Origin of the sequence: Chryseobacterium capnotolerans (genome assembly GCF_021278965.1) — a bacterium.
Taxonomy (GTDB): domain Bacteria; phylum Bacteroidota; class Bacteroidia; order Flavobacteriales; family Weeksellaceae; genus Chryseobacterium; species Chryseobacterium capnotolerans.
In genome coordinates this window covers 1,662,958-1,676,751 of sequence record NZ_CP065589.1, presented here as the reverse complement: position 1 = coordinate 1,676,751, position 13,794 = coordinate 1,662,958, and the positions used below count along the sequence as shown (strand labels likewise).

Annotated in this window: 14 protein-coding genes and 1 pseudogene; 4 read left to right on the top strand and 11 right to left on the bottom strand. The window is 35.6% G+C overall.

Annotated elements, in window-relative coordinates:
• Window positions 1-270: 270 nt before the first annotated feature.
• Together H5J24_RS25910 and H5J24_RS07835 are read right to left on the bottom strand one after the other, a co-directional pair.
• Window positions 271-399: a hypothetical protein gene (locus H5J24_RS25910; RefSeq protein ID WP_346729991.1), complete on the bottom strand. Its 129-nt coding sequence runs from the start codon at window positions 397-399 to the stop codon at window positions 271-273.
• Between the two features lie 23 nt (window positions 400-422).
• Entirely contained in the window at window positions 423-944 is a 522-nt protein-coding gene (locus tag H5J24_RS07835) for a YceI family protein (RefSeq protein WP_346729966.1), read from the bottom strand.
• A 305-nt stretch (window positions 945-1,249) separates the two neighbouring features.
• Between H5J24_RS07835 and H5J24_RS26170 the strand changes: the two genes are divergently transcribed.
• From H5J24_RS26170 to H5J24_RS07820, 4 genes are all read left to right on the top strand, one after another.
• Entirely contained in the window at window positions 1,250-1,411 is a 162-nt protein-coding gene (locus H5J24_RS26170) for a bacteriocin-like protein (RefSeq protein WP_407918887.1), read from the top strand.
• An 85-nt stretch (window positions 1,412-1,496) separates the two neighbouring features.
• Window positions 1,497-2,159, top strand: a complete 663-nt coding sequence (locus H5J24_RS07830; RefSeq protein ID WP_068943655.1) for an O-methyltransferase — start codon at window positions 1,497-1,499, stop codon at window positions 2,157-2,159.
• 103 nt (window positions 2,160-2,262) lie between these two features.
• Window positions 2,263-4,386, top strand: coding sequence for a Tex family protein (locus tag H5J24_RS07825; protein WP_068943656.1), 2,124 nt, complete (start codon window positions 2,263-2,265; stop codon window positions 4,384-4,386).
• Window positions 4,387-4,574: 188 nt separating this feature from the next.
• Complete coding sequence (locus tag H5J24_RS07820) at window positions 4,575-5,207, top strand: HAD family hydrolase (protein WP_068943657.1); 633 nt, start codon at window positions 4,575-4,577, stop codon at window positions 5,205-5,207.
• Between the two features lie 110 nt (window positions 5,208-5,317).
• On the opposite strand, the gene H5J24_RS07815 is transcribed toward H5J24_RS07820, so the two are convergent.
• From H5J24_RS07815 to H5J24_RS07775, 9 genes and pseudogenes are all read right to left on the bottom strand, one after another.
• Window positions 5,318-6,121, bottom strand: a complete 804-nt coding sequence (locus H5J24_RS07815; protein ID WP_068943658.1) for a hypothetical protein — start codon at window positions 6,119-6,121, stop codon at window positions 5,318-5,320.
• The gene (locus tag H5J24_RS07810; RefSeq protein WP_068943659.1) at window positions 6,111-8,531 is read right to left on the bottom strand and encodes a M23 family metallopeptidase; all 2,421 of its coding nucleotides are present in this window, start codon (window positions 8,529-8,531) and stop codon (window positions 6,111-6,113) included. Before H5J24_RS07810 ends, H5J24_RS07815 begins: the two co-directional genes overlap by 11 nt.
• Before the next feature lie 21 nt (window positions 8,532-8,552).
• Entirely contained in the window at window positions 8,553-9,056 is a 504-nt protein-coding gene (locus tag H5J24_RS07805; protein WP_068943660.1) for a DUF4280 domain-containing protein, read from the bottom strand.
• Window positions 9,057-9,093: 37 nt separating this feature from the next.
• A complete protein-coding gene (locus H5J24_RS07800; RefSeq protein WP_232816194.1) occupies window positions 9,094-9,378 on the bottom strand; it encodes a hypothetical protein in 285 nt (94 codons plus the stop codon).
• A 5-nt stretch (window positions 9,379-9,383) separates the two neighbouring features.
• Complete coding sequence (locus H5J24_RS07795) at window positions 9,384-9,770, bottom strand: hypothetical protein (RefSeq protein WP_232816193.1); 387 nt, start codon at window positions 9,768-9,770, stop codon at window positions 9,384-9,386.
• Between the two features lie 66 nt (window positions 9,771-9,836).
• The gene (locus H5J24_RS07790; RefSeq protein WP_232816192.1) at window positions 9,837-10,109 is read right to left on the bottom strand and encodes a hypothetical protein; all 273 of its coding nucleotides are present in this window, start codon (window positions 10,107-10,109) and stop codon (window positions 9,837-9,839) included.
• Window positions 10,110-10,424: 315 nt separating this feature from the next.
• Window positions 10,425-11,995, bottom strand: a pseudogene (locus tag H5J24_RS07785) (M20/M25/M40 family metallo-hydrolase).
• A 155-nt stretch (window positions 11,996-12,150) separates the two neighbouring features.
• Complete coding sequence (locus H5J24_RS07780) at window positions 12,151-13,308, bottom strand: carboxypeptidase-like regulatory domain-containing protein (RefSeq protein ID WP_068943664.1); 1,158 nt, start codon at window positions 13,306-13,308, stop codon at window positions 12,151-12,153.
• A gap of 221 nt (window positions 13,309-13,529) precedes the next feature.
• The gene (locus H5J24_RS07775) at window positions 13,530-13,706 is read right to left on the bottom strand and encodes a histone H1 (protein ID WP_034684091.1); all 177 of its coding nucleotides are present in this window, start codon (window positions 13,704-13,706) and stop codon (window positions 13,530-13,532) included.
• Between the last annotated feature and the right edge of the window lie 88 nt (window positions 13,707-13,794).

Below are 13,794 nucleotides of genomic sequence, written 5' to 3'. Positions count from 1 at the left end.
AAGGCTCAAGTAATATCCCAAAAAAAGCTTAATTATTAGCTAAAATGACTAAACGCATTTAAAAATAGTAACAAAAAAACACGTTTTCAGATTGAGATCAAGATTAAATAAGTATTCCCCCTTAGTCAGGAACTTTTGCAGGCCACAGTTTCCACCATGGTGTTCAAATAAGCACACTTCACTCCACCACAAATAAAAACTTCATTTCCGCAAAACAAAAAAGCTGCTTTCCAAAGAAAGCAGCCCCTAGATTATTGATAAATCTAAAAATTATTTTTTAGCTTTTACATCGATAGCGATTTCGATGTCTTTGCTGATCATCCATTCTGCAGGATCCGTTTCAGTAGTTCCGAATTTGATTCCCCAATCTGTTCTGTTTACAGTGAATTTAGCCTGAATAGCTGCTGTATTATCTACTACATCTACTTTAGCAGGGAAGTAACGTTCATTGTTTTACCCATTAATGTCAGGTTTCCGCTTACTGTTTTGTTAGCTCCTGCTACAGCATCTTTTGGTGCTTCTTTCAGGTCTGCTACACTTGTAATTTTAAAGTCTGAAGCAGGATTTTTTGCTACATCAAAGAAATCTGGGTTCTTAAGGTGAGCTTCAAGATCTGCTGGTTTTTTATCTTTTTCAGTTACTGAAGCAGGATCAACTTTAATAGAAGTCATATCAATATTGAAATTACCAGCTACTACTTGTCCACCTTCAATGCTTAAATCTCCTGATTTTACATTAAGAGTTCCCCAACGTGGAGCAAAACCTCCTTTGTGGAAAGCTTTCCAGTTTACTACAGAAGCTGTAGTATCTACTGCTAATACTTCACCTTTGCTCTCAGCAACGGTTTGTTCGGTAGCTACTGATGTATCTGTTTTTTCTTTATTCGTACATGATGCTGCCATCAATCCTACTGCTACTAATGCAATTACGCTAATTTTTTTCATATTATTGAACTGTTTAAAAAAGTTTATTGTTTTCGGGTACAAAAATAGACAAACCTTATGGGTCTTCTCTTATCATACATCAAGAAATGTAAATTTCGCTACCAACGTTAGGAATTGTAACATGGTAAAAAATAAACGGAAACTGAAAATATTTATTTCATTATTCTATTTTGATTTTTATATTGTTCAACAAAATCATTGTTTGTTTTCAATACATTTCTTACTATTTTCCAAAATATTTTTATGTTAAATCCCTAAACCAAGAATAATTTATATATTTAGCCTTTACAAACTAAAATTATACCATGAAAAAATTAAAAAAAGTTACAAGAGAAAATCTAAAAGCTATTAAGGGAGGAATTGATTATTGCGCAGCCGGTTATTTGTATACTTGCGACGATATGGGTATATGTGAGCCGGAGCTTGGGATCCCTTGCTCTTGCAGATGTATTCCCTATGTACCATAAATTAGCTCCCTCGATTTAGAGGGATTTTTTTGCTTTATATGGAGCTTTCAAAATTCATTACCTTCGTTTCAATCAAATCAAAAATATGAATCCGCAATTATTTGAAAAAGTAGATGACTATATCAGTAACCTGATAGCTCCTGAAGATACAGTACTTCAGGAAACCATTCAATCTTTAGATGACGCTTCCATGCCTCAAATTAGTGTTACCCCCGTACAAGGGAAATTTCTTCAACTGATGCTGCTTACCTGTAAGGCAAAACGTGTACTAGAATTGGGGACTTTAGGAGGTTACAGTACTATTTGGATGACCAGAGCACTTCCTGCAGACGGTAAAGTCATTACCGTAGAATTTGATCCTCATCATGCTCATATTGCCAGTCAGAACATTGCAAAAGCAGGACTGTCTAAGATTGATTTACGTATCGGTAAAGCAATGGATGTATTGAATGAACTTATTGCTACAGGTGAAGAAGCTTTCGACTTTATTTTTATTGATGCCGATAAACCGCCTTATACCGAATATTTTGAACTGGCATTACAACTGTCACATCCTGGAACCATCATTATTTGTGATAATGTTATCCGTGAAGGTCAGATTTTGGATAAAAACAGTAACGATGAAAAAGTGAGAGGCGTACAGCGTTTTAATCAAATGCTGGCTAACAATCCAAAAGTTACCGCTACCATTATGCAAACTGTAGGAGCAAAAGAATATGATGGAATGGCAATAGCCATTGTCAATTAAATCTTAACAATCAAATTTTAATTCAAATGAAAAACTATTCAAGGCGGGGCAACTCGCCTTTTTTCGTTTTAAAGTCCTATTTTAGCTATCCGAAAACAGAACAATGACGACCGTAGAATTTATACAGAAGCAGCTCGATATTTCTGAGAAGAGCATCAACAATACATTACAATTATTAGCAGAAGACTGTACCATTCCTTTTATTTCCCGTTACAGAAAAGATAAAACCGGAAACCTGGATGAAGTACAGATTGAGCAGATCGCTAAAATCAGCAAGCAGTTTGATGAGATTGTTAAAAGAAAGGAATCTATTTTAAAATCGATAGAAGAACAGAATGCTTTAACTCCTGAACTGAGACAAAGAATTGAAGAAAGCTTTGATGTTCAGGAACTGGAAGACTTATATCTTCCTTTTAAGAAGCGTAAGAAAACGAAGGCTGATGCTGCTAAGGAAAAAGGATTAGAACCTTTAGCGAAAATCATTATGAGCCAGAAAAACGATGACGTCCAGTTTCTGGCCTCCAAATATCTGAATAATGATGTTCCTTCAGAGGAAGAAGCACTTCAGGGAGCAAGGGATATCATGGCAGAATGGATCAATGAAAATATGTATGTCCGTAAGAACCTGCGCCGTTTGTTCCAGCGTAAGGCTGTTGTTACTTCTAAAGTGGTGAAAGCTAAAAAGGATGAAGAAGATGCCCAGAAGTTTTCCCAGTATTTTGAATGGGAAGAGAACCTCAGCAGAACTCCTTCCCACAGGCTTTTGGCGATGCTGAGAGCAGAATCGGAAGGTTTTGTGAAAACCAATGTGGGAATTGATAAAGAAGAAGCCATCGATTTTATTGAAAAAGCCATCATTAAGTCTAATAATGAAAGTTCTGAACAGATTGCTTTAGCGATCAAGGACAGTTATAAAAGACTTTTGGAACCGGCAATTTCCAATGAAGCTTTACAGGAAGCCAAAGAAAAAGCCGATAAAAAAGCGATTGAGATCTTCTCTGAGAATCTGAGTCAGCTGCTTTTGGCTCCGCCATTGGGAGAAAAAAGAATTCTGGCGATTGATCCAGGTTACAGAAGCGGCTGTAAAGTGGTTTGTCTGGATGAAAAGGGTGATCTTCTTCATAATGAGACCCTTTACCCTCACGCTCCTCAGAATGAATCCGGAATGGCCATGAAAAAGATCCGTTCTATGGTGAATGCTTACAATATTGAAGCGATTTCTATCGGAAACGGGACTGCAAGCCGTGAAACGGAGTTTTTTATTAAGAAAATAGCTTTTGATAAACCTTTACAGGTTTTTGTGGTTTCGGAAGCGGGTGCCTCCGTGTATTCTGCCAGCAAAATTGCAAGGGACGAGTTTCCAAGTTATGATGTAACGGTTCGTGGTGCGGTTTCTATCGGAAGAAGGCTTTCTGATCCGTTGGCGGAACTGGTAAAGATTGATCCAAAATCTATTGGAGTCGGGCAATATCAACATGATGTGGATCAGACTCAATTGAAAAATGAACTGGATTCTACTGTAATGAAATGTGTAAACTCTGTAGGAATTAACCTAAACACTGCCAGTAAATCTTTATTAAGCTATGTTTCCGGGATTGGAGAAAAAATGGCTGAAAACATTGTGAATTATAGGGCTGAAAACGGTGCTTTTGAGGATAGAAAACAGCTTAAAAAAGTACCTAGACTTGGCGAAAAAGCCTTCCAGCAGGCAGCCGCATTTGTAAAGATTACCAATTCAAAAAATCCACTGGACAATTCTGCAGTGCATCCTGAAGCCTATAAAATTGTAGAAAAAATGGCTAAAGATCTGGGTATTAAAACCGATGAACTGATCGCCAATAAGGAAAAAATTGCTCAGATAAAACCAGAGAACTATATCACCGAAGAGATCGGAATTCTGGGAATCAAGGATATTTTAAAGGAGCTTGAAAAACCAGGCTTAGATCCAAGAAAAGCAGCCAAGGTATTTGAATTTGATCCTAGTGTAAAAAGTATTAAAGACCTGAAGACAGGTATGATTCTACCAGGAATCGTTAACAATATTACGGCTTTCGGATGTTTTGTAGATCTTGGAATCAAAGAAAGCGGGCTGGTTCACATTTCACAGCTTAAAGACGGGTTTGTATCGGATGTGAATGAGGTGGTAAAACTGCATCAACATGTGAGAGTAAAGGTAACTGAAGTGGATGAAGCAAGGAAAAGGATACAATTGAGCATGATTCTGTAAGTTGTATCTATTATTTTAACCATTAAGATATTTAAGGCGTTTAGAATATTAAGCTGAGCTTCGCTTTAAGGCGTTTTGCTTATAAAGATTTTTCTTTAATTAAGTTTAAGATTTAAACCCACCTTAATGGTTGAATAATCACCTCATGAAATTAAGAATCATTATTCATCAATTAAAAAAGAAATACGTTGAAATATAAAAATTTAATTTTCGATCTGGATGGAACTTTATGGGACTCCAGAGCAACAATCATTAAAATATGGAATGATGTTTTAAACAAGCATCAATTGATCCAACAGGAACTGAAACCTGACGATATGAATCAGTATATGGGCTTACTGGCTCATGATATTCTAAAGGATATGCTTCCAGGAGTTTCAGACCGCCAGATTCAGGAAATCCTTTCTGAAGTGGTTGCTCAGGAAAATAAGGTACTGCGTATACAAGGTGGCATTCTTTATCCCAGTGTGGAAGAGACATTAAAAAGTCTGGCGAACACTCATAATCTTTTTATTGTAAGCAACTGCCAGGATGGATACATAGAGTCTTTTTTAGAATATTATCAGTTCAATAGCCTCTTTACAGACTTTGAATCTCATGGAAGGACTCAAAAGACAAAAGCAGAAAATATTCAGCTTCTCATGGAAAGAAACAGTTTATCTATTGATGATTCTGTATACGTTGGAGACACTCAGACTGATTATAACTCTGCTGCGTCTAACGAATTACCTTTTATCTTCTGTGACTATGGTTTTGGAAAGCTTTCCAAACAACATGAGGTCCAGATTTCAGTATTTTCTGATTTAAAAAAGTATATTTAAATAAAGAGGGTGTCTCAAAAGTCAAATAATTTGACTTTTGAGACACCCTCTTTATTTTATCTTATCTTTTTATTTCTTCAGATTTATTTACTTCTGAATTTTTTATGTTTTTAATCAGCACTATATACTATAGTTCGCCTTACATTATTTCCTATTTGTTCAAGGGAAAGTTTTGTAACTCCTCCTTCATAAGTAAGTTCAAAAATTATTTTTGTCTTTTTTATAATAGTGTACGAAATTGATATTAGTGCACTTCCATTTTTGATTTCTTTTGCCCCATTCCTATATGGAAGGCTAACAGGTAAATTTTCAATAGCATCTATTTCATTTTCTGCTATAGTTTTTTGATATACCACTTCTGAAGTAATATTTTTAAAAATACACTCTTGTTTCAAGCCATCATCAAGATGAATATTTTTACAATTGCTAACACTTGGGTTTTTATCATTATTTATTTTAAGCGATTGATCTGAATTAAAATAACAATCAATTACCTTGTTCCATATATTACTATTATATTTCAATACAATAGGGTTTTCAATGTCATTTGTTACATCTAGTATTTTTTTATTTCCTCCGTCAATTATAATTGATCCAATAGTATTTTGGCTAGTATCTGAACTATCATATAACATTATTGTCATTCTATTTTTTTCAATTTTATCTATATTAATATCAATGTTTTTGATAAATGGATTTTGAATAGATGAACTGGCAATAAGTTGTCTTAGTAATTTCTTACAGTTATCAATATTATCTTTAGATGTGTGTTTCTGTGAGTTTTCTACCCCTAAATATTGCTTATTGGTCGTATTTACATTATTACGCTGTTTTCCATAACTATTATGCTCCTTACAAGAACATAATGCTATTAAAAATACAATTATGACTTTTAGAATATAGCTATTTTTCATCTTTAAAACTATCTACTATTTTTGATTTTATACCCTTTAGAGATTCTCGATATTTCTCTTGTGCTTTTATATCTTTGGCATTGTACCATCTTGCATAATTTCCATTATATCTTTGTATATATTCTGCTTTATACTCCATTCCTGCTACAACTGAAGGTAGTTTTACAAAGGCCTTGGGTTTCTTAGTTTCCTGAACATTACCTCCTTGCCCACTTAATCCTTTTCCTTCCATATGACTCCAAATACCAATAGGTGTATATTCTGGATGATTTTTAAAAGTTGTTGGATCCCACCCATAATATGGTGCAGAGCCATGAACCTCCATACCTCCTGTTCCACAATTTTTATACTGCTCAGAAGTAAAATGTGTGGTCTCTAACCGATACATTTTTTCAACAATGATTGCTATTTCTCTTCCGTGTTTGTCATATATATACAATAGCGCAACTCTTGCATCATGTTCACTGAAGCCATGCTCATCATTATATTCTTGAGTAGAAGAACTGTCGAAGGAATTTTTATATCCTTCTCTTAAAATAGGTAATGCATCAAAAACATCTCTTCTGCGTTGATGATTTCTTTCACCTTTATCAGTTAAAGGATTTTTATCCAAGTTAAATCCTATAGATCCAGTAAAATATTCAAAATGTAACATATAAATTGTTTCACCATTTAATTTCATTAAAGGAACATATTCATGTGTCTTTTTGATATATTTTAGCAGCTTTCCAGTTTTACCCAATTCTTGCTTTTGCACAACCTTATCTCCCTTCTTAACCTTAATACTTTTTGGATCAAGCTCTCCATACCTAATAATAAAATCTCTCCCATCTTTAAGAGTATGTCGGATACTGATTTGATGCGTTTCACAATAAAAATCCCTAACTTCTAAAACTTCGCCATCTGCAATGGCAACAACAGTTTCAAGGGGATTAGTGTATAAATCCCTCCCTGCATGTTTCCTTGTCGTACCGGATCTCCCTGCATTATATGTTGCCATATTATTTCCCGGTTGAGTGGCCCAGTTTCTTGCTTTTCCCCACTTTTTCATATCATCATTTTCTGGTTTAACAAGCAACGGAAAAATAATTAACTTATCTTTCTTCTTATCCTGTTTCGGCTCTTTAATAATCGCAGGAGAATCATTCGGATCTACTTTCACGGATTCAGCACCAGCACTTACAGGGATCACCTGGGATGTTACAGAGGTATTCAAATGCTCAACTTCTATAAAATACTCCCTTTCGTTGCCTTCGCCCCATTCGTAGCTTTTGGTATACATATCTTTGGTCAAAATAACACCATTGATAAAGTTTATAGTATTGTGAATCAACTGTACTGATACTTCATATATCAGATCATTGCTATACTGTGAGAAGTCTTCTTCCCAAATCCTTATTTTTATATTTTTCCCTTTCATGTTTTGGGTAGTGATCTTAACAGATACAGCATCTCCTGTTTTAGCATTTTTCAAAGGTTTTCCTGTAGCATCTGTAAATTCTGCACTTATGATTTTCCCTTCAGGATCTGCCTGTTTCTTTGCAGCTGGAGTTTGTGGAAATTTTGGGGTATCTTCTTTAGGTTTTGGTTTATCAGGTTTTACTTCCCTCTTTTCAGGAGCCATGGGAGGTTTCCTGTGAGCAGGATGATTTTCCTTTGGCTTCTGTTTTTCAGGAGGCTCAGGAATATGAGCAGGATTAGCCACATTTACATTGGGGCTGGCCTTTATAATATGTTTGGAGATCATTTCTGCTGTCACGTAATATTCATGGGTTTTACCCTCACTTTTATCTCCTCTGGCTACTTGAGCATTGGCAATCTGTACTGCCATAGTATAACTGGGCAGCCTGAAAACCACTTTAGCAACTCCTTCATGATCTACTTCTCCTACAAGAGGCACCGGATTGATCCTGTTCATCATGTTTATAACCGGATCGTGTCCCTTTCCTATTGCATCATCTTCCCATAAAGTAAAAGATACTTTATGTCCGAACATTCCCACACAATGAGCTTTGGCAATGAGTGTATCTGTATAATGAAGCTGTTTCCCTTTTTGCAATCGTTGAGAATTAATATCTAATACATCTACACGGAGAATTTTCGGTTCTTCAGCCTGCTTTGGTTTTATATAAAGTTCACCTTTATCTTTCCCTCTTTTCACTTCAATTTTTAAAGCTTTATATTGTAAACTTTTATGTGTGAATTGATACGTAATATGTTCACCTTCTTTGGTATTCCCATGAGCAATTCTCCATCCTTTTTTATCCTGTACATGAATATTCCATTGTATTTTGGGTGGCGGAAAAGAAAATGGGTTGGAAGATACCAGATTATAAAACACCGAAAGTGAATAAGCTTCTGTATTTCCAACAACAGGTTGGGTACTGCCTGTAATAGTCAATTTTGCCATGTCTGTTATTTTTGAAGTCTTTTATTCATAAATCGGATCGGGTTCTTCCAGTTCTTCCTGAGATTCTTTCAAATCCATAAACGGATTAATAAGATGGTAACTTTGAGGATCAGCCAGTGTTATATTCTGACGGTTCATCGTAGAGGATTGTCCATGATCTTTCACAGTAATTATTCCCCCAGTAGTGCACATAAGCTCAGAGATTTCTGAAAGACAGCTTTTGCCCATGACCTTTACCTTTTCATAGGTCTTCTGCCACGTTCCAGCAGGAGCATAAGCACAAGGTAAATATCCACCAGAAGATGGTTTTAATCGACACTTTCCGAAGCTTGGCCCAGAAGGAATAAACTCTATGTCTTCCTCCGTTACAGCAAGATAATCTGCTGAAACCTCTTTATGATTCCAATAATGCTTTTGATGGGAGCTAACCTTAAACTGCGGGAACAGATCTCCCTGATTGCAGCTGGCTTTGCCTTTTTGAATGACAAAATGTTTACCGTCGTGTGCTGATAAATTTTCTGACATAATTTTTGTGTTGGGTTCGTTCAATGATGTTTTTTAATTATCCCGCTAATTTTTCCAATTCAAAAGTGATGGACTTCTCATAATCAGCAATCTGGACATCAAATTCTGCTTTTACTTTCTGAACTGAAAAATCTTCAGCATTTAACGTATATATTGCCGAATGATTGGCTGCTAGTGATTTTGAATGAATCGTTTCCGATGGATTATATTCCCGACCAGAATCAAAAAGTTCCTCAACTGTGCGATAATCCACCGATTTTCCGGTCTGCAGCACTTCTATACGATTTGATTTTTTCTTCTGATATAATTTGATTAATGACATCCATCCTAATTGGAGAAGCCGGAGCCAGCCATGAAAAATTCTTCTGTATAAGGACCCGTACTATTTTGTGGGTTATAATGAGCCTGATAAAAGCTGCCAAAAAGCAACTGTATGGGCAATATATTTTTCAAGCTCTTATAAATAACCTTTAAATCAGCCATTTTATCTTTCATCTGATCAATATGCATGGATGCATACCTACCCTTGTGATAGTTCTTTAATGCCTCAATTTCATTAATGATATGTTGAATTTCTTTATGGGTTTCAGCTGCCACCAACTTTCCCGATCTCTCGATCATTAATGTTATCGGATAAATGATTTTTACAAACGCAGAAGCCAGACTATTGATCTTTTGTTCCAATTCTCCCCCATCTTTTGTAAAATCACTCATTGAAAAATGAATATAATGCCTGTTTTCCTCTTCTTTTAGATAATGAAAATGTATTGAATAAGCATATTAACTTTTCTGAATGCCATCATCACTTTCGGTTTGTATGACCCTGTATTTTCCGGAAACAGCCTCTGCATTAAAAAAAAGTTTTCCGTTTGGAAGTTGTTTAAATAAACTTTCTCCTCTTTCCTGTATGACAGAGTTTATTTTCAAAATCTCTTCCGGACTGGGAATACAAAGTTTCTGCAACAGCCTTAATTTTCCATTCTCAGGAATGATATCCAGAAAACTGCAGCACTGATTATGATATTCTTTGAGATATTGGGAATTTTCAAGCATAAGATCCTGAGAAATACTATCCAGTGTTTCACCAGGCTTTACAATATAAAAATATTGTTTATCTATAGGGTCTGTTCTACGGACCGGATTTTTCCGGTCTGAAATATCTTTTTCATAATGTGGTGTGTTTTTTTAATTCTAAAAGCTTTTTAAAATTAAAAATCCACCCTTTACCTCTTTTTGTATTTACATGTTTTTTTATTGCATATTATACCCTCTGACAATATGTACAACAAACAAAATATTGTACAAATAAAAAGACTGCCCTTTCGGACAGCCTTTTTGAAAAATTCTTTTTTGTAAAGAATCTTTTTATTATTTATAATCTTTAGAACTTCTTTTAGGTTCTTTTGCTTCCGGCCACTGTACCAGGTTTCCTTTATCGTCTTTAGGCATCACTCTTTTTCTCTGTTGGTAAATTCAGGATCTTCAGACGCCATATAGGCCAATGCTGCCGTTAGGATCACATTATTCTTCACCTCATCAAAAACGATTTTGTCGTAGGTATCTTTTGTTGTATGCCATGTGTACCCAAAATAGCCCCAGTTCAAAGAACCCAGCGAGAATCCAGGCACTCCTGCTGCAACAAATGAAGCATGGTCAGATCCACCGCCGCCAGGCATTCCAGGGAAGTCAGTCTTAATGTGGCTTCTTACTGCTTTTGGAACTCCGTCAAGCCATTTCCCTATATAATCATAAGCCTTTACAAACCCTTGGCCACTGATATTCACGACACGCCCAGTCCCGTTATCCTGGTTGAAAGCAGCCTGTGTTCCTTTTATAATCTGAGGGTTATCTGCTACAAAACCTCTTGAACCGTTCAATCCCTGTTCTTCGCTTCCCCAAAGACCAATGACAATTGTTCTTTTGTTATTGGGATAGTATTTTTTCAGAATTCTCATGGTTTCCAGCATCGTCAGGGTACCGGTTCCGTTGTCTGTAGCCCCTTGAGCACCATCCCAAGAATCAAGGTGAGCCGAAAGAATGACATACTCATCCGGTTTTTCTTTTCCTTTAATCATACCGATTGTATTAAAGCTTTTCGCTTCAGGAAGCACCTTAGACTGTGCATCAATTTTAATTTTAGGCTGTGCCCCTTTCTCTGCCATTCTGTAAAGCATTCCATAGTCTTCCACATCAATGTCTATCATTGGGATTTTAGATGTTTTTGCTCCAAAAATTCTGTTAGCCCCCATGATTCCGGTCCAGTTTGAAATGGCAATTCCAGCTGCACCTGCATTTTCCAATGCTTCTGGAAGGGTATTATTATCATACCCTATGTTCTTTACATAGGCTGTAAAGTCTTTGGAAGCCTGTTCTTTTTCAGCTTTAAGCTTTTCATAAAGTTCCGGGGTTGCAAATTCTTTGATCTGTTCATCAGAACGTCCGATCTTCTGATATTGAGCCATCAGTACAATCTTTCCCTTTACAGACGGAAGCCATTTGTCGAATTCTGCTTTAGATGATACTTTTGGAAGAATGACTACCTCTGCTTCAACCGCTTTTTTAGTGGCAGGACTCCACGCCAGCTGAGTAGCAGCCAAAGATTTTACTCTTGGAAATACCATATCAACATGGGTAGTTCCTCTCTGCCATCCTTTCCAGGTTCCAAATTGCTGAAGATTGGCATCAATTCCCCATGAACGAAGCTTTTCTGCACTCCATTCATTAGCGGCAAGCATTTCCGGAGTTCCCACAAGACGTGGTCCTATCCCATCCAGAAGTTCATAAGCCATCCCTTCAAGCTGGGAATTGTTATTAACCTCATCTACAAAACTTTTTACGATTGGGTGAAGGTTTTCTTTTGGGTCTACCTTTACCTGAGCCCATGAAAATTGGGCAGCCAGCATAACAGCCGGTACTGCAAAAAATCTATTTATCCTCATAATGTATATTGATTGCATTAAAGATAGAGGAAATTGCGGAGATGATAAAGAAATTAAAGTAAAAAAGTCTTTAGGCATCAGTATTTAAATCCATTTTAGAAGAAAAATGAAATTATTTTCCTGATCTCTTAATTTAACAATATAACATTTCTCTTTTATTTTGATCCGAAATCCGGTAAACTTCTGTTGATAAAGGCCTGTTCCTCTGTAGTAAGCAGAATCGAATTATTTTTATCTTCTTTTACTGAGGTGTTATCCCAGATATTTTTATTAAAATCTACTCTGGGAGTTAATCCATTTTTATCAGATTTCTTAAAAGTATTATAAATAAGCTCTCTACTTATTTTCCGTTCATGTTTAACCCCTTTATAATAAGCAATATATTTATTGCCTTCAATCCTACTCATCGCAGGAACATACACTCCTTCATTTTTGTAAAAATCAAAAACAAGAATTGCATTTCCCAACTGATAATCATACTCTTCCCCATTTCCTATTTTTCTTTTAACCATTGGGTACTGATCCTGCAAATAATGAATTTCAAAATAAGTAATCACCTTATCGGTCTTATTATATTTCATTTCTCCTTCCATATCAATTCCCAATCCTGACTTAATAGTAAAGGTGATTAATTGCTCATCTCCCTGTTCGAAAATCATCCACCCGGAATATTTTGATTCTTCATTTTTCACATGAGTCAAGGCTCTGTTCAACTCAAAATTAAAGAAATAATTACCCATATATTCTGGAGAGAATTTCTGTATTTCATTTACAAAAATGCTGTCTGATTTTAAATCCTTAAAATACTTCACATTATTCAGCTGCATTTGGAGGTTATTGTCAAATGATTTGTTGGGATTGTAAAAATTAGTTTTACTCCATAGCTTTGTTTCTGCAATGACTAAAAAATGAATTTGATGATTGTCAACCTTTTTTTCTTTAAATGTAACATCATAAAGGGAGGGCTCATTATAATATCTCTTTTTGTAATTTCTGGCCACATCTTCAAAGATTTTTTTCAGGTCCACCTTAGTCAGTTTTACCTCATCAATACTTTTATATCCTCTTTTCAATTTTATTGGAGAATACAATTTCTGAATAGATGCCTTTTGAAATCCCGATGCTGAAACTTCAAAATCTACTGAGCTTTGATCTACGGGCGCAAAGCCCTCTTCATTAGTATAAACAATCTGATTGTGCAGAAGAATTCTTGCATTAGGAATCGGTTTTCCATTTTCAGCATCTACTACCTGAAGTTTTTGAGCCGAATAAAAATTAAAAATCAGGATAAACAGCAAAAAGGAATGCTTCATTGTATTTCCGTGTAATTGATATTCCTAAAATACAAATTATACAGATGATAACCACTCTACAAGGGAAAATTTAATATTGAAACCCCAAAAGTATATTTCAATTTTTAAAATTCTTTTAAAATGGATGTCTTTGCTGTTTTTGAGAGGCCATCGCAACCAAGAGAAGATAATTGTGCTAAGGGCATAAAAAAACCGGCTACAAAAGCCGGCTAAAGGTTGAATTACTTCTTAGATTCTTCTACAGAAACTTTTCTGAAATCCTTGAACAATTTGCTTAATTCTAAAGCTGATTTACGAGCTCTTGTACCAGCTGCTTTGTTTCCTTTTTCCGCTTGTTGGTTTGCCTCAGTTGTGAACGCCTCAAATTCTGCGTTGATTTTTTCAATTAGTTCTTTCATTATATTTAAAAATTTAGGCTGCAAATATAGGTTTTATGGTGATTCCAGCCTAGTAGCAAGGAAAAAAGTTTAAGCAAAATGAGCGAAA